The following is a 19,554-nucleotide window of genomic DNA, read 5'->3' as shown; positions in this document are numbered from 1 at the left end:
AGCCGGAACTCAGCGGGCAGCCGCGCCTTGATGTCGATGATGCGAGAGTTGGGGTATCAGATTGGCCGATTCAAAGTACGTAACCTGATGAAGGAAGCCGGTCTGGTATCCAAGCAACCGGGCGCTCATCGCTATCAGGTCGCTCGGTCTGAACGACCGGATATTCCCAATCTGCTGGCTCGCGAATTTGATGTCCAGCAACCCAATCAGGTGTGGTGTGGCGATATCACCTACGTCTGGGCAGGTGGACGCTGGCATTACCTGGCAGCGGTGCTTGACCTGCACACCCGGCGGGTCGTGGGCTGGGCGATGTCTGATAAACCTGATGCAGAATTGGCAATCAAAGCACTGGAAATGGCCTATCAGCAGCGGGATTGCCCATCCGGTGTGCTATTTCACTCCGACCAGGGCAGCCAATATGGTAGCCGGGCACTTCAGCAACGACTGTGGCGCTATCGCATAACCCAGAGCATGAGTCGGCGTGGAAACTGCTGGGATAATGCCCCGATGGAACGGTTGTTCAGAAGCCTGAAGTCAGAGTGGCTCCCGGCTATGGGATATATGAGCTTGCGAGAAGCGAAACGAGATATCAGTTATTACCTGATGGATTACTACAACTGGCGGCGTCCACATCACCACAATGACGGGATGCCGCCAGCAAAAGCCGAGGATCGGCCTAACCAAGTGTCCGGATTTAGTTGACCACTACATGGACTATCTAATATCGATAAAAGCTGTTGGAAGTCGTCGGCGGATCCTAACTGAATAGGGAAAGAAGATAATTTTGGCAAAAATTGGCTGCGGGGCCTTACCTCTTTGATAAGGTGACATATAGTTATCTTTTTACTCTGGCTATGGTAAATTGTAAGAATATAAATTTTTATGTAAAGGTCAATGATGTCTCTTACTTCGCACATACGATATTTTTTTCAAATATTCGTTCTAATGTACGCATTTAGTCCATTCGCATTTTCCAACGACAATCAACCTAATGTCCGCGCCCCATTTTCAAGCCCTTACGAGCAAACTTGGCTTATTCAACAAATAGTTCAGTTGCAAGAGCGAAGCGTTAGATTAGAGACCGAAATTCAAAAGCAGTCGATTAATGGCGAAGAGATAAAAAATGCTGAAAAGGAACTTCAAGAAATTAAAGTGCAATTGGTGGGAATAAAAGAGAAGCTTGAGTTTCAAACTGAAAATAATTCAAAAGAGTTGACTGGCTATGATCGTAGAATTAGTGATATTAGCTGGATGACCAATTTTTGGGGGGGTGTTCTATCAATATTTGGTCTGCTAATTACTGTTGCTGCTATATTTATGGGGTGGACTGCGAAAAAGCGTGCTATATCAGAAGCTAAAATTGCCGCGCAGCAGTATTTTAACCAAGAGGGTAGGATATTTATAGAGGCTGAGCAAGCACGGTTCGAAGAGTTGCGAAAAATTCAGATGACTGGATTGCAAACAGAACATGCATCACTTCAGGCGGAACTTAGAATTCAAAACGAACAATTGCTTGTACAATCCTATCTTATGCAAGCAGAGGCATTTGAAAAATCAGATAAGCCTGAAGAGGCAATATCAATATACGATGAATTGCTCACAAGGTTTGATGATGCTTCATCAACAGAGACTCAGGAAAAACTTGCATTGTCGCTTTTTAAAAAGGCACAGACGATTTATAGACGTGACGAACTAACAAACGCAATAGACGTTTATAATGAGTTATTGAGAAGGTATAAAGATACGTCATCGATGAAAATAACAGCGCTTGTAGCTTTTGGGTTGTTTAACAAAGCGAACATGTTAAATGAACTTGGTAAATTTGATGATGAATTAGTTGCGTACGATGAGTTGATTCTCTTTGTGAAAGACCCTGCTGATTTGAGAATGAAGACTTTGCTATCTAGTGCATTGGTCAACAAAGGCATCACGCAAGGTAAACTTGAACAATATGAAGCTGAGATTGTTGCTTATAACGAAGTGGATCGTCGGTTTGGTGATGCGACAGAGTTCAGGCTTAAAGAACAAGTCGCCAAAGCCTTGGTGTATAAAGGGGTCACATATGGCCAGCTTGGCCAGTCCTCGGAGGAAATCTCAACCTATGAAGAGGTTATACGCCGATTTGGTGATGCAATGGAGCCAACTCTTAAAGAACTAGTCGCTACAGCCTTAGTAAATAAGGGGATCATACAAGACGAACTTGGTCAGGCAATGGAGGCTATTACAAGCTATGACGAAGTGATCCGCCGGTTTGGTGATGCGGCAGAACCGACTCTAAAAGAATCTATAGCTAAAGCTCTAACTAATAAAGGAGCTATTATGGGGCGTTTAGGCCAGCTCACTGATGCAATTCAGAACTATGACGAAGTGATCCGCCGGTTTAGTGATGCGACAGAGCTAGTATTCCTAGAGCCGCTAGCTACAGCACTAGTTAATAAAGGCATCACACAAGGCCAACTTGGCCAACCAATGGAAGCAATTACAAGTTATGACAAAGTTATCCATCAATTTGGTGATGCAACAGCATTAGTGATAAAAGAGTTGGTTGTTAAGGCGCTAGCTAACAAGGCGTTAACACAAGGCCAGCATGGTCAGCCAGCAGAGGTGATTACGATCTATGACGAGATTATTCGCCGTTTTGGTGATGCGACACAGGTCGAGCTCAAAAAACAAGTTGCGATGGCTCTGATTAGTAAGGGTATCGAACAAAGCAAATTGGGCCAATTAGATGCTGAAATTAAGACATATGACGAGGTTGTCCGCCGATTTGGTGATGCGACAGAGCTCGATCTAACTGAGTCAGTAGCTGGTGCCTTGGTTAATAAGGGCGTCACACAAAATCAACTCGGTCAGTATTTAGATGCAATAATGAGCTGTGACGAAGTTATCCAGCGGTTTGGTGATGCGGCCGCACTGAGGCTAAAAGAACAAGTTGCAATGGCATTACTTAATAAAGGAGTGACACAAGGTAAACTTGGTCAATTCAAGGCGGAAATATCGGCTTATGATGATATGGTTTGTCGGTTTGGTGATGCGACAGAGTTGACGCTACAAAAGCAAGTTGCAATAGCATTAGTTAATAAAGGAATAACACAAGGTCAACTTGGTCAGTCCAAAGAAGAAATAACGACTTATGATGATGTGATCCGTCGATTCGGTGATGCGACAGAGTTGACGCTACAAGAAAAAGTTGCAACGGCTTTGATTAATAAAGGGATCATACAAGGTCAACTTGATGAGTACGCGGATGAAATAACGACTTATGACGAAGTAATACGTCGGTTCGGCGATGCGACAGAGGTTAGCCTTAAAGAACAAGTAGCCAAATCATTCATTAATAAAGGCGTTAGACAACGTGATCTAGGACTGTATCTGGAGGCAATCATGACCTGTGACGAGCTTATCCGCTGTTTTAGCGATGTTGCAGATGATCGGTTTAAAGAGCTGGTTGTAGACGCTTATCGATTTAAAGAGGATGTGTTACTGGACATTTCTTCTACCTAAAACGCACCTTTTGTTTCGAATAGCGAAGCCTGTTCGAACGATCGGGGGACAGTATGCCACAGCCTTTGCCTGCGGCCAGAATCGAGTAACGCCAGATTGTTACGCTGTTGCAACCAAGTTGGCTAACGCTGTTTCGCTGGTGAATCAATCCTGCCGCTGCTTGGGGGCAATCCGCTGGCCACGCTGGTTGCCAATGCCCCGCAGATTTGAGGCAAAGAGCCAAGCCGAATGCGGGTTAACTCCCGTTGATTGACCCTTGCGCAGCGTTGCTCGCTATCCGTTCTGGTTATCGCACCCCGAAGTAAAAATGCCGACCAAAAGGTCGGCATTTTGCTTTTACAAGGCGCTGTGCTTGCGGCATTCGCTCAGAGCGCCGCTGACCAGATGCTCACACTCGTCATTTCGGCTGAACTTACTGGCTAAAGACCGTCTGCCCGCGAAAGACGGTGCGGGTGACTTTGGTATCGGCGATCTGCTCCGGTTTGCCGACGGCGACCAGCTGGTAGAGATCCCGGTCGAGCACGATAAATCTCGTATGTTGGGCTAAAAAGGGTAGGTTGGTGCTGAACGAAGTGAAGCCCAACGTTTACCGTGAAATATACCTGCCTATTTGTTTACGGCTTCGCCACATCCTTGTTTATTCCGCCTGGTTGACGTAATCATGCTCGCCTGTTGGGCTTCGCTACGCTCTGCGCCAACCTACAAATCACGCTATCTCAATCCTGCCGCCGCTGGGACCATCAGCTGATCACGCTTGGCGATAATGCCCCCTCAGATTTCACCTGTAAAAATGTCGACCCTCGGGTCGGCAGTTTCAAGAAATAGGGTGTGGGGCGAAACAGTATGAGAAATTGTTGCCCTCTATCGCCGGGCTATTTATCCGCCTTGCCCGCCGCATCGGCAAGTTTGGCCAGCTGTTTGTCATACCAGGCCACCGGGCGGTTCTCATCTTCCGCCCGCTCCTTGCGCCGGATGGCGTTGCGCACCGCCATGGCGCCCAGCCAGCGGAATGGCTCTGGCGGGAAGTAGCCACGCGGGCCGCTTACCAGCGCGCATTCGCGCCACGGCTTATCTGATCCCCGAGCTTCATCGCGCACCAAAGCCGCCAGGATCTGGCCGCCGATCCAGCTCTGCGCCACCCCGTTGCCGGAGTAGCCGAGGCCATAGACGATATTGGGCTGCCCTCGCCAGTTACCGAAGAAGGGGAGGCCATCTACCGAGCGGTCGGAGGCGCCGCACCAGCTGGCGGCGATGGGCACCTCTTTGAGCGCCGGAAAGAAGCGGCGCAGGGTGCGGGTAAGGGGGCAAGATAACGGCTGGGGGCATCAAACTCGGCCAGATGGCGGTTGGCAAAGGCGAAGGTGTTGCCCCCCTTGCCCAGCATCAGCCGCCCTTGCACGGTGGTGCGGTAGTAATGCACAAAGGTGCGGCCATCCACCACGGAGCGGCCGTGCTCAAGCTGCTGGGCAGCCAGTGCATCCGGCGCGGGATCGGTTATCACCATATCGGAGGAGACCAGCACGATACTGCGGCGAAACTCGCGAAAGTGCTGCACCATGGCGCTGTTGAGGGCCAGCACCACCTTGCGGGCACGCACCTCGCCCTGTGACGTTTGCACCCGTGCAGGCTGGCCCGCCTCAAGGCGCTGCATGGGGGAGTGCTCATAAACCTCGACCCCCAGTTCCCGCGCCACCCGCAGCAGGCCGCGCACCAAGAGCGCCGGTTGCACCGAGCCCGCGTGTGGGCTGTAGAGCCCCTCCAGATGAACGTGGGAACCGCTCTGGCTCGCCAGTTCATCCTCTTCAATCGCCTGCCACTGGTTAAGACCGGCTCGCTTGAGTTCCTGCAATACCGGCTCCATCAGGCCGCGCTGGGCCTCGCTGGTGGCGGTGTAGCAGGTGCCCTCGACCCTCAGCTGTGCCTCAATATTGTGCTGTTCGCAGAAGCGGGCGATCTCGTGCACCGCCTGCTCGGATCTTTGTACCAGCCAGGCAGCCTGCTGCTCTCCAAACAGGCGTTTTAAGGTCAGGTATTTGGCCGACCAGGTGAGCAGGCAGCCGCCGTTGCGCCCCGAGGCGCCGCTGCCGCAGCGATCTTTTTCCAGCACCATGATGCGCAAGTGTGGTTCGGCCTGTTTAAGGGCGATGGCGCTCCACAGCCCGGTAAAGCCGCCGCCGACGATGCAGACATCGACCTCGTGGTTGCCGACCAGGGGGATGGGGGGCGCGGACTGTTCGGCGGCGAGCGCTTCGGCCAGCCAGAAGGGGAGAGTGGACATGATGACTCCTCGATAAGGTTATTGGTGGCGCCAGCGCTGGGTGCGATCCAGCAGGGCGCGGCTCAAAAAGAGCTGGAGCAGCTTGACGGTGGCGGCGGCCAGCAGGATCAGGGTGGCCATGGCGGCGGCCGCGGCGGTATCGCCGGAATCCTCCATATTGAGCACGGCGATGGAGGCGAGCACGCTGTCGCTCGAATAGAGGAAGATCACCGCCGAGGTGGTGGTCATGGCGTTGACGAACAGATAGATGAAGATCTCCAGCAGTGCAGGCAGGGAGGCGGGCAGCGTCACTCGCCAGAATGCCTTCCAGAGCGGAATGCGCAATGAGATGGCCACCAGCTCCAGCTCCTTGGGCAGTTGCTTGAGGCTGGTCAGCGCCGTCATATGGCCCACCGTGTAGTAGTGGATGACGCAGGAGAGCACCATCAGTGGCAGAGTGCCATAGAGGCTGCCAAAGAGCGGATTGCCGTTGAAAAAGAAGATGTAACCCAGCCCCAGCACCATGCCGGGTACTGCCAGCGACAGCATGGCGAGCAGATGCAGCAGCTGGCGCAGCGGCGCGAAGTGGCGTCCCTTCTCCTGCGCCCAGGCCAGCACCATCACCAACACGGTGCCGATAAGCGCGGTATAGAGGCCCAGCTGCAAGGTGTTGGTAAAGGGCTGCCAGCCATAGACGCTGTTGCTGTCAAAGGCGTAGTGATCCAGCGTCAGAGCGAGGTTGTAGGGCCAGAACTGCACCAGCGAGCCGTAAACCGCCATCCCCACCAGCGCCAGAAACAGCAGGGCCCAGAGCGTGCACCAGCCGAGCGCCAGCAGATCCCGCAGCCGATGGGGTTTGGGCTGATAGGGCACCGCCTTGGTGCTGCTCTGCTCCTGCATCTTGCTGCGCACTCTGTGCTCCAGGGCAAAGCTCAACAGTGCCGGCAGCAGCAGGGTGACGCTGGCCACTGCGCCTAGCGAGAAGTTCTGCATCCCGATCACCTGCCGGTAGATATCGGTAGCCAGCACGCTGTACTGGCCGCCAATCACCTTGGCCACCCCGAAGTCGCAGATGGTGAGGGTGAAGACGGCGATGGCGGCGCTGAGCAGGCCATAACGGGCGGTGGGCAGGGTGACGGTGACAAAGGTGCGCCAGCCGCTGCTGCCCAGCACCCGGGAGGCTTCATAGAGGCGGGCATCGCTCTGACCGAGCGCCGTGATAAGGATCATCAAAGCGTGGGGGAAGCACCAGAAGCCCAGACCAATGACGATGCCGATGGGGCCGTAGATGCTCTCGCCGCCGAGCAGCCCCTTGGCTATCCCCTGATTGCCAAACCAGTAGACCAGACTGATGGCGGGTAACAGGGAGGGCATCAACAGCGGAATAAGGCCAATGAGGCGAAACAGGGGCTTGCCCGGCATGCAGGTGCGGGTGAGGGCATAGGCGTAGCCAAAGGCGATGGTTACCACGAGCGCGGTGATCAGCACCCCGAGCCAGAGGGTGTTGCCTATGGTGCGCCCCAGATGAGGGGAGTCGAAGTAGGCGCTGAAGTTGGCAAGGCCCACCCAGAGGCCGTTCTCATCCTGCAGACTCTTTTGCAGCATGGTGAGCAGTGGCAGCAACAGACCGCCGGTGAGCAGGGCGATGCCGAGCACCAGCAGGATCAGTTGCAGCAGTTGATCCCGGCTCCAGCCGCGACAGAGCCGCTGCCAGCGAGAGTCTTGGCGGGCTGTCACTGGTGGCAGCAGGGAGGAGGTCGCAAAGGGGGCTGTCATGGACGCTCTCCTTCAAATAGTTGCATCGCCCCGGCGGGCCAGTGCAGCGAGCAGCGCATGCCGCTGCGCCAGCCACCCTGTTCGTGGCGGGGTAGCTCGTGGGTCGGGCGCTCCACCAGAATTTGCTGTGGGCCCAGATAGGTGTCGGCGGTGCAGATAAGACGCTGGGCAGCGCCGAGAAACTCCACCTGATCGATGGTTGCTTCAACGCCATGTTGCCCAAGATACGGCTCGCTCGGCGCACTCAGGGTGATTGCCTCGGGGCGGATCGCCACCTGCAATTTGCTGCCGGCAGCGGCCTGGTTGGCAAGTGTCAGCGGTTGTTCGTTGAGGCGCACCTGATTGGGGCTCAGCACCAGGGTCTCGAGGAAGTTCATGGTGCCGACAAAGCTTGCCACGAAACGGCTGGCAGGCTGGTGGTAGATCTCCTGCGGGGTGCCCACCTGCACGATGCGGCCGCCCTCCATCACCACGATGCGATCGGCCATGGTCAGCGCCTCTTCCTGATCGTGGGTCACCATGATGGTGGTAATGCCAAGGCGCTGCTGCAGGGCGCGGATCTCGCTGCGAAGGTGGGTACGTACCAGTGCATCCAGCGCGCTGAGCGGTTCGTCCAGCAATAACAGACCGGGGGAGAGGGCGAGCGCCCGGGCCAGCGCTACGCGTTGCTGCTGGCCGCCGGAGATCTGGCTCGGGTATTTGTGGGACTGGGCAGTGAGATCCACCAGCCCCAGCCAGTGGTCCACCCGCTCCTTGATGAGATCCCGCGCCAGCCCCTGATTCTCAAGGCCGAAGGCGATGTTCTGGGCCACCGTCAGGTTGGGGAAGAGAGCATAGGACTGAAACACGATGCCAAAATCGCGCTCCTGGGGCGGCAGGCGGGAGATATTGCGCCCTCCTTGCCAGATCTCGCCGTTGTCCGGCAGATCCAGCCCGGCGATGGCTCTGAGCAGGGTGGTTTTGCCGCAGCCGGAGGGGCCGAGAAAGCAGATAAACTCCCCCGGCTCAATGGTCAGAGAGATCCCCTTGAGGGCCTGAAAAGCACCGAACTGCTTGTTGAGATGTTGAATGTCCAGATAGGGCTGGGTCATGGTTCGACTCGCTACTGATTTGGTATATACCAGTTTGCAGGTGAAGTGTGACGGTCAGGTGATCGGGGGATGACAGCTTGATGACAGTCAAATGAGATCGGGCCGTCAACAAGTGGCTGGGCCCTGTGTGGATGGGCGAAGCGTCGCTAATTGAAGGCAATACAAACTCGGGAAGTTAAAACCAAAAAGCGAAGGCCAACAGCTGTTGGCCTTCGACTGGCAGTTTATTGGCAGCGGTGTGTCTGGCGTGAACAAACCGCCGCCCTTCACGCTTACTGCTTGGCTTCGGTCTTGCCGTCGAAGCTGGCACTCCACTGGGCCAGGATGGCGTTACGCTCGCGGGCGGCCCAGCTAAAGTCGTTGTCGATCATCTGGCCTTTGATATCTGCCGGATAGCCCGCTCTCGGTTGGGCCACATCGGGGATGGCGACCACGGCGAACGACTTGTTGTAGAGGGCGTTGGCCTGTTCGGTGGCGGCAAAGTCGAGCAGCTGTTTGGCGGCTTCTAACTTGGGGGTGCCCTTGATGATGGCGGCGGCTTCCATATCCCAGCCCGACCCCTCTTTCGGGAACACCACCTCGATGGGGGCACCCTTGGCCTTGAGGCTGGTAGCCGGGAAGTCGAAGGAGATACCGATCACCGTCTCGCCGCTGGCGGCCAGCTTGCAGGGTGCGGAGCCCGAGTAGGTGTAACGGTCGATGTTCTGGTGCAGGCCGTTCATGAATTGCCAGCCCTGCTGCTCGCCCATGGTCTGCAGCCAGCCAGCAACGCTCAGGTAACCGGTGCCGGAGGAGCTGGGGTTGGGCATGATCACCTTGCCCTTGTAGATGGGCTTGGTGAGGTCGGCCCAGCTGGTGGGGGCCGGGATCCCCTGTTTTTCCGCCTCTACCTTGTTGAAGCAGATGGCGCTGAAGAAGGCGTCCAGACCGATCCAGTGAGGCTCGGCCTTGCTGTCGCGAAAGCGGCTGTCGAGCTTGTCCAGTCCTTTCGGTGCATAGGCATTGAGCATCTGCTGCTGATCGAGCTGCATCAGGCTGGTGGCGGCCAGTCCCCATACCACATCCGCTTTGGGCTGGGCTTTTTCTGCCAGCAAGCGGGCGGTGACTACGCCGGTGGAGTCACGCACCCACTTGATGTTGATATCCGGATGCTGGCGCTCGAACGCGGTTTTCAGCTCGTTGAGCTGCTCCGGTTCGAAGGCGGTGTAGACGGTGAGATCGGTCGCGGCCAGTGCCGGGGCTGTCGTGGCAGCCAGCACGGCGGCGGCCAGCAGATGGGTTCCCTGTTTCATCCTCTTCTCCAGTTAAATTGGTTTGGTATAAACCAGATTGGTCGAGAGAGAGGCTAGGGGATCTTTATGACGTGACCGTGACAGCCCCGTGACGTTTTGCCGTTCCTGATTTATCCGTGACTAATCCTGGGTATCCACCTCGATCTCCAGACTGTCGTGACGCCAGTACTCCAGATCGAAGTCGAGCACTCGGCCGTGCTGATCGAAGTTGAGCCGCTCGAGGCGCAGGGCGGGTAGGCCAGCGGTGGCTCCCAGCGCCTTGGCCACCTCGTCCGGCAGGGCGGTCGGGAAGAAACGCACCTGCATGCGGGCATAGTGGAGATCGTAATGGGCTTGATAGATCTCGGTCAGGCTGCCGTTGAGATCCAGCTCAAGCAGGCCCGGCACCCGCTCTGGCAGGCAGTGATTCTCGCAGTAGCAGATGGCACGCCCGTTGGCATAGCGCAGCCGCTTGAGCAAAAAGAGGCTGTCGAACGGCTTGAGCTGCAACTGCGCCATCAACGCGGGCGGCACCGCCTGGCGGCTTTTCTCCAGCAGCTCGGTGCGCGGCTCACCCCCTTGCTCCCGGACTATCTGGTGAAAGTTGGAGGTGCGTCTGGGGTTCAAGCGAAAGCGTGGCGGGGTGACGAACCAGCCGCGGCGATCCTCCCGATAGATAAGGCCGTTGGCCTCCAGCTGAACCAGTGCCTCACGGATGGTAACCCGGGTGGTGCCATAGAGTTCCCCCAGCAGCCGCTCGGAGGGGAGCTTGTCGTTGGGGGCCAGACCCCCCGCCAGGATCTGGTTGGCGAGGGCATCCTTGATCTGCAGATATTGCGGTTTGCTCATGAAAATCCCTGGTTTTGCAATAATTTGTGCAATGAGTTGGGCAATGGGCTGGGCACAGGGCAGGTCATCTGCCCGGTCGTTACAAGGCAACATCAACATGCGTTGGTAGATACCAGAATCGCCCCTGCTATTCAGGCTTCCTAGATTATCGCGATCCCGGCGCTGAAAATGAATTTTTTGTTGCACGTAGCCCCACCCCTTTGACCTTGGCGGGGCAGTTACCCACAATGCGCTCATTCTGGTATATACCAAAAGGAGCGAAGTCATGACCCATATTCCTGCGGCCCCCGCCGCCGTGGATTACCTGCTGCTGACCCCGGGCCCCCTCTCGACCACCGCCACGGTGCGTGCCGCCATGCTGCAAGACAGCTGTACCTGGGATGCGGACTACAACCAGGGGGTGGTGGAGCCCATCCGCCGCGAGCTGGTGCGCCTCGCCACTGGCCCGGAATATCAAAGTGACTACAGCGCCGTGCTGCTGCAAGGGAGCGGTAGCTATGTGGTGGAGAGCGTACTGGGCTCGGCGATAGGCGTCGATGAGTGTCTGCTGATCATCAACAACGGCGCCTACGGTGCCCGCATGGGGGAGATGGCCCGCTGCCTTGGCCTGCGCCACCACGAGCTCGATTGCGGCGAGACAACCCGCCCGGAACCCGCAGCCATCGAGGCGATGCTGGTGCGCCACCCCGAGATCACCCATCTGGCCATGGTGCACTGCGAGACCACCACCGGCATGCTCAACCCCCTTGAGGAGGTGGCTGAGCTCTGCCAGCGCCGCGGCATCCGCCTGATTGTCGATGCCATGAGCAGCTTTGGCGGTATCCCCATCGACATGGGGCGCCTTGGCATCGAGTTTCTCATCAGCTCTGCCAACAAGTGCATTCAGGGGGTACCGGGCTTTGGCTTCGTCATCGCCCGCCGCGTGGCGCTCATGGCCTGCGCCGGTCGTGCCCGCTCGGTCTCCCTCGACCTGCACGCCCAGTGGCAGACCATGGAGCAGCAAGGGGGCAAGTGGCGCTTTACCTCGCCCACCCATACCGTGCTTGCCTTTGCCCAGGCGCTGCGCGAGCTGGACGAGGAGGGGGGCATCGCCGCCCGCCATCAGCGTTACAGTGAAAATCAGCGCACGCTGGTGGCGGGGATGGCTGCCCTCGGCTTTGCGCCACTGCTGCCAGAACAGTGGCAATCTCCCATCATCACCGCCTTCTACTCTCCGACCCACCCTGACTACCGCTTCGCCGATTTCTACCAGCGGCTCAAGGCGCAGGGCTTTGTTATCTACCCGGGCAAGGTCTCCCAGGCCGACTGCTTCCGTATCGGCAATATCGGCGACGTGACCCCGGAGCGGGTGCGCGCTCTGCTCGCCGCCATGGCCAGCGCCTGCTACTGGCAAGGGGACGCGCGATGACCAGCATGCAGGCTCAGGGTCGTGATCTGCGTGGCCGCGATTTGTATGACCATAAGCTGCACGGTAGCGGCCGCGCCGATAGCGAAGGGGATATCAACCTTGGCGAGGGGCGGGCGCGTTGGTGGGCGGGCCAGAGCGACGATGTACAGGCCGGATTGGCGGAGGATAGCCGCTACTTTCTCCATCAGGCCCTCTCCACCCCCTGTCTGGATCTGATTGAGGGGGCGCAGGGGAGCTGGTTGACCAGTGTATCGGGCGAGCGTTACCTCGATTTTCACGGCAACAGCGTTCATCAGCTGGGTCACGGTCACCCCAGGGTGGTGGCCGCGGTGCAGCAGCAACTCGCCGATCTGCCGTTCGCGCCCCGCCGCTACACCCATCAGGTTGCCATCGACTGCGCCCGCACCCTGGCCGAGCTGGCCCCCGGCGATCTCAACCGGGTGCTGTTTGCCCCCGGTGGCAGCGAGGTGGTGGGGATTGCCCTGAAGCTCGCCCGTTTCATCACCGGCAACAGCAAGGTGGTGTCGCTCTGGGATGCCTTTCACGGCGCCTCCCTCGATGCCATCTCGGTCGGTGGTGAGGCCTGTTTTCGCGCCGGTATGGGCCCGCTGATGGCCGGAGTGGAGCGTATCCCGCCCCCCACCCGCTATCGCGGTGTCTGGTATCGCGGGGAGGGGGATGACCTGCACTACGCCGATTATCTGGAGTACGTCATCGAGAAGGAGGGAGGGATCGGCGCCTTTATCGCCGAACCCATCCGAAACACCGATGTGCAGGTGCCCTCGAAGGCCTACTGGCAGCGGGTGCGGGAGATCTGCGATCGTCACAAGGTGCTGCTGATCGTCGACGAGATCCCCAATGCCCTGGGCCGCACCGGCCACTGGTTCAGCTTTGAAGAGTTCGGCATCGAACCCGACATCATCTGTCTGGGTAAGGGGCTGGGGGGCGGGGTGGTACCGTTTGCGGCTCTCATTTCCCGCGACCGTTTCAATCAGGCTGCGGCCATCTCGCTCGGTCACTACACCCACGAGAAGAGCCCTATCGGCTGCGCGGCGGCCCTCGCGACCATCGCGACCATCCGTGAAGAGGGATTGCTGGCAAAAGCGCAGGAGGATGGCCGCTTTATGGCGGCCGAGCTCGGCAAGTTGGCCGAGCGTCACCCGCTGATAGGACAAGTACGCGGTATCGGCCTCCTGTGGGCGCTCGATCTGGTGGTCGATCATCAGAGTCGCACCCGCAATAGCCAGGCCGCCGAGCGGCTGCTCTACCGCTGTCTGGAGCTGGGGCTCAGCTTCAAGGTCTCACAAGGGAACGTCATCCAGCTCTCGCCACCGCTCAATATCACCCGCGCCGATCTGGTGCGCGCCATCACCATTCTCGATCACGCCCTTGGCGAGATCGCACTTTCACCGAAACAGGAACACCACCATGACTGACTTGCAGATTGCTGTAGATCCAATCACCGACGTAGAGGCGCTGATCCTCGACTGGGCTGGCACCGTCGTCGATTTCGGCTCCTTCGCCCCCACCTCCATCTTCGTCGAGGCCTTCGCCCGCGCCTATGACTTTGCTGTGACCCTGGACGAAGCGCGCCAGCCCATGGGCCTTGGCAAGTGGGATCATATCGCCGCGCTGGGCCGTCTGCCCTCGGTGGATGCGCGCTGGCAGGCCCGCTTTGGCCACCCCATGAGCCACGCCGAGGTGGACCACATTTATCACACCTTTATGCCGCTGCAGATTGCCGCCGTGACCCGCTTTGCCGCCCCCATCCCCGGTGTGCTGCCTGTGTTGGACGCTCTGCGGGGGCAGGGGATGAAAATCGGCTCCTGCTCCGGTTATCCCCGTCCGGTGATGGAGGCGCTGGTGCCAGCGGCGGCCGATCACGGCTATCGCCCGGATCACTGGGTCGCCACCGATGACCTCAAGGCTGGTGGTCGCCCCGGTCCCTGGATGGCGCTGGCCAACGTAATTGAGCTGGGAGTGAGCGCGGTGCATCGCTGCATCAAGGTGGATGACGCCGTGCCGGGTATCAGCGAAGGGCTTAACGCGGGCATGTGGACGGTGGGATTGTCGGTTTCCGGCAACGAATTTGGTGCCACTTGGGAAGAGTTTGCCGCCATGGGCGAGGTGGAGATCGCCGCCCGGCGCGCACCGGCCGAGGCCAAACTGCGGGCGGCGGGGGCGCACTATGTGATTGATACCCTTGCCGACATCGCCCCGGTTATCGCCGATATCAACCGCCGTCTGGCGGCTGGCGAGCGGCCGTAGGCCATCTGCTTGGTCTAACAAAAGCGCTTGGCTGGCTTGAGATACAACACGCCCCCATCCGGGGGCGTGTTGCATTTACAGGGGGAAGCCGTGCGCAGTCAGCGGATATTGACCCGCATCAGGGGAGAGGGGACGTTGTCGACAAAGTGGTGCCAGATATGGTCGTAGAGCGCCTTCTGGCCGGGGAAACTCACCAGCGCCTTGGCCTCGGCCAGGGAACACCAGCGATAGTCGGTGTGCTCGTCGTTGAGGGTCACCGCCTGATTGGGCGGACAATAGACCACAAAGACCGGCACCACCTCCACCGTATTTGAAGCGCTTTCGTAAAATTGTTCCAGATAATGGGCTGTGTATAACTCGCAAACCGTGATACCCGTCTCTTCGCCAAACTCCCGAATAATGGTCTGCCAGCCGGTTTCACCCACCTCCACCGTGCCCGCCACATGGCACCAGAAGCCCCTCTTGACCCGCTTCATCACCAGCAATTTTGTTTCGCCATCGACAGTGGTGAGGGCAACGCCAGAGACGGCCTTGCAGCGAATGGGGATCATGATCTTCTCTCCGGATTTGGGCTCTGTGATAGCCATGAACAGTGTGACGGCGTGTTAATTGAAATACGCCTCGGCGGGTAGGCCCATGACCTCTATTTCATTCAGTCCATTTTTGGCCAGATAGTTGGCCACCAGATTGAACCCCACCCAGTAACCGGCATATTTGGGAAATGGCCGGTTATCACGGCAGTAGAAAAAGTCTAAAAAGTTGAACTGCTTGCTGGATAGATGGGGCGTCATCTCTGCCAGGAGCGATTGCCAGTCATGGTGATGAGACTCCTTGAACAGCGAGGGGAGTGTGCCGCCATTGAACCTCTGCTCAAAGTAGCAGGCCAGCCCTTCAAAAATCAGGTTTTCGGCCAGTGTTTCTGCTTCCACCTTGTTCTTCTTTTGCACGATATGGTGGACTTCGTGGGCCAGCACGGCAGGTAATTCGGTGATGATCACCTCTTTGATGTCGGGCCGTTCCAGATCAAGCTGGAGTTCTATTCGATACATGTTGATGGCCCAGCCACCGATACCCGAATCGGGCGCATCCCCCTCGGCAAAAGGGCTGAAGGTGACATCCAGTTGGGAGAGAGCGAACAAGGCATTCAATTTGTGCGCCGTCTCGGCAAAAACGTGCCTAATGGTGTCATCGAGCCCATCGAATTTGCCCGAGTCGTTTAACAGGGTGAGTTGCATCCAGACATCCTTGTCTATTGAAAGAGAGAGCTGAACCACTTACGTGGTCGCGGCGCCATATCACCATGATTACCCTCTTTCAATCAAGGGGTTACCCGCCCATTATGCTTGCCGTCTGGATCGCCTCAATCAGCGCGGCCCGGTTGATGCGAGGGCGCTCGCCATCGAGCAGTTGCTGCCACAGGGCAATGGCCTGGCTGTAGCGGCCATGCAGAAAGTGATCGGAGGCGAGCAGCATCAAGGCGCTCACTTCCCCCGCGTCCTGCTTGAGGGCGCTCTCCAGCAGGCGGGTTGCCTCGGGAGTCAGCTGCTGGCCCGCCTGATAGTAGAGCACGGTGGCCTGCGCGGCCTGGGTCGCTGCACTGGCGCCCCCCTCCAGCAGCGCGAGGCGCTGATAAGCGAGCAGGGCGTTGTCATATTCGCCCCGATAGAGATAGAGCTGGCCGAGCGCCGCCCAGCTGTCGAGATCGGCAGGATTGCGCTGAAGCTTCTGATGCAGACTCCCCAGCTCCTTGTCCTGCAGAGCACGCGGGCTCAACCCCGCCAGCGGATCGGGACGGGATGCATAATCCTGCCATGCCTGATAGCGGCCGCAGCTGAAATACACAGCGGCAACGGCCGCGATGGCTAGGAGGCCAAGCAGCAACAAGGCCCACCCGTGCCGGTTATTGCGGCCGCGATTGTCACGCTGGCTGGCCAGTTGCGCGCGCAGGGCCAGCTCAGCCGCCGGGATGGCGTTGGCCAGGCGGGCGGCGCTTAGCTCCCCGTATAGCGGTTGGTCGGGGGAGAGGCCTGCCTGCTCCCCGTGCATGATCAACAGATTCAGTTCGCTGCGCGGATCGGCGGCGGGTTGATGGATTGACTCATCGATTGCCTTAACGACAGGGATGGGTTGCGCCTTTGTGCATGTAAGGCGGCGAAACAGGAGCAACAGCGCCAGCCCCAACAGCAGCAGGGGACCGCCCCACAGCAGGGCAGTGCTGCGCTTGAAGGGGGGATCGTAGCGTACGAAATCGCCGAAGCGCTCCGTCATGCGGGCGATCACCTGCTCATCAGACTGCCCCTCGTCCACCCAGCGGTAGACCTCGAGCCGCAGATCCCGGGCGATGGGGGAGTTGGACTCCACCAGATTCTGGTTCTGGCACTGGGGGCAGCGCAGGGCGCGGGCCAGCTCTTGTGCCCGGTTTTGCAGCTCGGGATGGCGAAACTGATAGGTATCGACCCCGCTGGAATATGCAGTTGCACTCAGCAGCATGCCGAGGGCCAGCAGGGTGCAGGCAAGAGAACGGCACATCATGGCTGTGTCCCCCGAGCTGATGTTGCAATAGATGGCACAATTGCGGGTGCCGTTGTAGCGGCCTTCATTTGCGCGTCAGTTCGCGCCTTGTCGAGCAGGGGGGCAAACTGGCGTTGCCAGATCTCCCGGGTGAGCAGGCCGGTATGACGGGTCAGCAGGGCGCCATCGGCATCAAAGAGATAGGTTTCCGGCGTGCCGTAGACGCCGAGCTCCAGCGCCAGTCGGCCGTCGGGGTCGGCCAGTACGGCGCGATAGGGGTTGCCCGCCTGGATAAGCCAGGCGCGGGCCGCATCCCCGTTGTCCCGGTAGTTGAGACCGTAGAGGGGCACGGTGCCCGCGAGCTCGCTGAGCAGCGGATGCTCGGCGCGGCAGTTGGCGCACCAGCTGGCCCAGACGTTAAGGACAAAGGGCTCCCCCTTGAGGCTGGCGGTCTGGATCGGACGTCCGTCCAGCAGATTATCGCTCTGCCACGCAGGCAGGGTACGGCCGAGCGTCGCCTCATCCTGGCTATAGGGATTGTTGCCAAGGCCGAGCCAGAGCAGGATGCCGAGGCTCAGGGTCAGCAGCAGTGGAAGAAAAAGGCGCAGGCGGGATCTCATAACGCCTCCTGTTCGAGCCGGGGATGGGAGGCGCCAACCACAACGGGGCGGGAGGCAAGCAAGGGGCGACGGGCGAGCAGGCGCAGGGTGCCGCCCGCCATCATCAACAGGCCTCCGAGCCAGATCCAGCGCACCAGCGGCTTGTAGTGCAGCCGCATGGCATAGGCATCTGGTCCCATCTTCTCACCCAGTACCACGTAGAGATCGCCGAGCATTCCCCACGCGATGCCGGGTTCGTTCATGTTCATGGTGCGCACGCTGTAGTGGCGCCGCTCCGGCGTCAGCCGCGCCACCTCTTTACCATTCTTGCGCACGCTAAGCGTGATCCGCTCGGCGGTATAGTTGGGGCCGATCACCGGCTCGCGCCCCTCATAACGAAACTCGAACGCGCCGAGCTGGTAGGGCTGGTTGGCACTTAGCACTGTGCCTCCCTCCTGACTGTGGTGGCTCACCTGCGCAATGCCGAGGGCGCACACCGCCACCCCGAGGTGGGCCAGCAGGCTGCCGAACCGATTGAGGGTGAGCTCGCGCAGCGACGTCGGTTGCAAGAGCGGGAGCAGCAGGCTGGCTATCAGCCAGAGGCTCACCATATTGGCGAGGATGCCAATCCAGCTACCGGAAAACGATCCCTGTTCCAGATAGGCAAGGCTAATGAGCCCGCCGCCAAGCAGGCCGAACAGGCATGGGAGCAGCACCTTGATGCGGCGCTGGGCTGCCAGATGCTGCCAGCGCAGGCGCGGCAGCTGGGTCATCAGCCCCATCAGGCAGAGGGCCAGCGGCACGAAGATGGTATTGAAATAGGGGGCCCCCACCGAGAGCGAGCCCAGATGGAGTGACTGGAACACCATGGGGTAGAAGGTGCCGAGCAACACGCTGGCGCAGGCCACGCAAAGCAGCAGGATGGCGGTGCCGAGCAGCCCCTCTTTTGACAGCAAGCCAAAGCGGGCATAGGGGGCGCGAATGTCTGCGCGCAGGGCAAACAGGGTGAGGGCGCAGGTCAATAGCAAACCGAGCAGCAACAAGAGGGTGAGGCCGCGGCTGGGGTCCACCGCAAAGGCGTGTACCGAGGTGAGCAACCCGGAGCGCACCACAAAGGTGCCGAGCAGGCTCAAGGCGAAGGTGAAGATGGAGAGCAACAGCACGGCGTGGCCGTAAGCGCCGCGCTTCTCGCAGACAATCAGAGCGTGCAGCAGGGCAGTGCCTAGCAGCCAGGGCAAGAGGGAGGCGTTTTCTACCGGATCCCAGAACCACCAGCCGCCCCAGCCAAGCTCGTAATAGGCCCACCAGGAGCCCAGCACGATGCCGGCGGTGAGAAAGACCCAAGAGCCGAGCGCCCAGGGGCGGCTCCAGTGGGCCAAGGCGCCATCGAGCCGACCCGAGTGCAGCGCTGCCATGGCGAAGGCGAAGTTGACCGCAAAGCCGACGTAACCGAGATAGAGCAGGGGCGGGTGAATGATAAGACCGATATCTTGCAGCATGGGGTTGAGATCGCGCCCCTCCAGTGGCCCCGGGAATTGGCGGTCAAACGGGCTGGAGAAGATCAGTGTATAGAGGCCGAACAGCCCGACGATCAGCCCCATGATGGCCAATACTCGAGCTGTGATCAGCGGATCGACCCGCTTGGAGCAAAGGGCCACCAGCGCGCCCCACAGCCCCAGCGCAAAAACGAAAAAGAGCATGGAGCCCTCATGGCCGCCCCACACCGCCGCCAGTTTGAAGCCAAGAGGCAGGGCGCTGTTGGCGTGGTGGGCCACATAGCTGACAGTGAAATCATCCTGGGCAAAGCAGCTGGCGAGCAGCAGCAGGGAGGCCAACAGCAGGATGGCATTGATCAGCACCAGCTGCGTTGCGCAGCGCAGCAGAGTTGGGGAGGCGAGCCGTAATCCCAGCCAAGGCAGGGTGCCCTGCAGCAAGGAGAGCGCCGCCGCCAGCAACAGTGAGAGATAGCCGAGCTCCGCCAGCACACAACCTCCAGTCAATCATTCGTCTATGTTATGCC

The 19,554-nt window shown here is 58.9% G+C and carries 14 protein-coding genes and 1 pseudogene; 5 read left to right on the top strand and 10 right to left on the bottom strand.

Features of this window, described 5'->3' with window-relative positions; translation table 11 throughout:
- Together AB5Y73_RS04855 and AB5Y73_RS04850 are read left to right on the top strand one after the other, a co-directional pair.
- On the top strand, nt 1-702 hold a 702-nt coding region (locus AB5Y73_RS04855), incomplete at its 5' end, for an IS3 family transposase (RefSeq protein ID WP_368147339.1).
- Between the two features lie 243 nt (nt 703-945).
- Nucleotides 946-3,504 (top strand): tetratricopeptide repeat protein, encoded by a 2,559-nt coding sequence (locus tag AB5Y73_RS04850; protein ID WP_236095744.1) that lies wholly within the window; start codon nt 946-948, stop codon nt 3,502-3,504.
- A gap of 872 nt (nt 3,505-4,376) precedes the next feature.
- Here AB5Y73_RS04850 and AB5Y73_RS04845 read toward each other — a convergent pair.
- The 5 genes and pseudogenes from AB5Y73_RS04845 to phnR form a co-directional block, all read right to left on the bottom strand.
- A pseudogene (locus tag AB5Y73_RS04845) lies at nt 4,377-5,782 on the bottom strand (FAD-dependent oxidoreductase).
- Nucleotides 5,783-5,800: 18 nt separating this feature from the next.
- Nucleotides 5,801-7,537 (bottom strand): putative 2-aminoethylphosphonate ABC transporter permease subunit, encoded by a 1,737-nt coding sequence (locus AB5Y73_RS04840; protein ID WP_181497266.1) that lies wholly within the window; start codon nt 7,535-7,537, stop codon nt 5,801-5,803.
- On the bottom strand, nt 7,534-8,628 hold the full coding sequence (locus tag AB5Y73_RS04835; RefSeq protein WP_167567153.1) for a putative 2-aminoethylphosphonate ABC transporter ATP-binding protein: 1,095 nt from the start codon (nt 8,626-8,628) through the stop codon (nt 7,534-7,536). The genes AB5Y73_RS04840 and AB5Y73_RS04835 overlap by 4 nt, the downstream gene beginning before the upstream one ends.
- Nucleotides 8,629-8,900: 272 nt before the next feature.
- On the bottom strand, nt 8,901-9,920 hold the full coding sequence (locus AB5Y73_RS04830; protein WP_181497267.1) for a putative 2-aminoethylphosphonate ABC transporter substrate-binding protein: 1,020 nt from the start codon (nt 9,918-9,920) through the stop codon (nt 8,901-8,903).
- 120 nt (nt 9,921-10,040) lie between these two features.
- A complete protein-coding gene (phnR, locus tag AB5Y73_RS04825) occupies nt 10,041-10,748 on the bottom strand; it encodes a phosphonate utilization transcriptional regulator PhnR (RefSeq protein ID WP_005300236.1) in 708 nt (235 codons plus the stop codon).
- Nucleotides 10,749-11,013: 265 nt separating this feature from the next.
- On the opposite strand from phnR, the gene phnW reads away from it, so the two are divergent.
- The 3 genes from phnW to phnX are packed head-to-tail and all read left to right on the top strand — an operon-like array spanning nt 11,014 to nt 14,424.
- Nucleotides 11,014-12,156, top strand: coding sequence for a 2-aminoethylphosphonate--pyruvate transaminase (phnW, locus tag AB5Y73_RS04820; RefSeq protein ID WP_118853744.1), 1,143 nt, complete (start codon nt 11,014-11,016; stop codon nt 12,154-12,156).
- Nucleotides 12,153-13,592: an aspartate aminotransferase family protein gene (locus AB5Y73_RS04815; protein ID WP_118853745.1), complete on the top strand. Its 1,440-nt coding sequence runs from the start codon at nt 12,153-12,155 to the stop codon at nt 13,590-13,592. Before phnW ends, AB5Y73_RS04815 begins: the two co-directional genes overlap by 4 nt.
- A complete protein-coding gene (phnX, locus tag AB5Y73_RS04810; protein ID WP_279499574.1) occupies nt 13,585-14,424 on the top strand; it encodes a phosphonoacetaldehyde hydrolase in 840 nt (279 codons plus the stop codon). Before AB5Y73_RS04815 ends, phnX begins: the two co-directional genes overlap by 8 nt.
- A 98-nt stretch (nt 14,425-14,522) precedes the next feature.
- Here the strand turns inward: phnX and AB5Y73_RS04805 are convergent, their stop codons facing one another.
- The 5 genes from AB5Y73_RS04805 to nrfE form a co-directional block, all read right to left on the bottom strand.
- Nucleotides 14,523-14,975 carry an NUDIX pyrophosphatase gene (locus tag AB5Y73_RS04805; RefSeq protein ID WP_118853746.1) on the bottom strand — a complete coding sequence of 151 codons (453 nt, stop codon included), beginning with the start codon at nt 14,973-14,975 and terminating at the stop codon, nt 14,523-14,525.
- A 54-nt stretch (nt 14,976-15,029) separates the two neighbouring features.
- A complete protein-coding gene (locus AB5Y73_RS04800) occupies nt 15,030-15,659 on the bottom strand; it encodes a DUF2268 domain-containing putative Zn-dependent protease (protein ID WP_118853747.1) in 630 nt (209 codons plus the stop codon).
- A gap of 91 nt (nt 15,660-15,750) precedes the next feature.
- Nucleotides 15,751-16,956, bottom strand: a complete 1,206-nt coding sequence (gene nrfF, locus AB5Y73_RS04795; protein WP_118853748.1) for a heme lyase NrfEFG subunit NrfF — start codon at nt 16,954-16,956, stop codon at nt 15,751-15,753.
- Entirely contained in the window at nt 16,953-17,555 is a 603-nt protein-coding gene (locus AB5Y73_RS04790) for a DsbE family thiol:disulfide interchange protein (RefSeq protein WP_118853749.1), read from the bottom strand. Before AB5Y73_RS04790 ends, nrfF begins: the two co-directional genes overlap by 4 nt.
- Nucleotides 17,552-19,519 carry a heme lyase NrfEFG subunit NrfE gene (nrfE, locus tag AB5Y73_RS04785; RefSeq protein WP_368147337.1) on the bottom strand — a complete coding sequence of 656 codons (1,968 nt, stop codon included), beginning with the start codon at nt 19,517-19,519 and terminating at the stop codon, nt 17,552-17,554. The genes AB5Y73_RS04790 and nrfE overlap by 4 nt, the downstream gene beginning before the upstream one ends.
- Nucleotides 19,520-19,554: the final 35 nt, after the last annotated feature.

Origin of the sequence: Aeromonas sp. s7(2024) (assembly GCF_040907825.1) — a bacterium.
Taxonomy (GTDB): domain Bacteria; phylum Pseudomonadota; class Gammaproteobacteria; order Enterobacterales; family Aeromonadaceae; genus Aeromonas; species Aeromonas veronii.
Note: the sequence above shows the minus strand (reverse complement) of the source record. Positions and strands in the feature narration are given on the sequence as shown.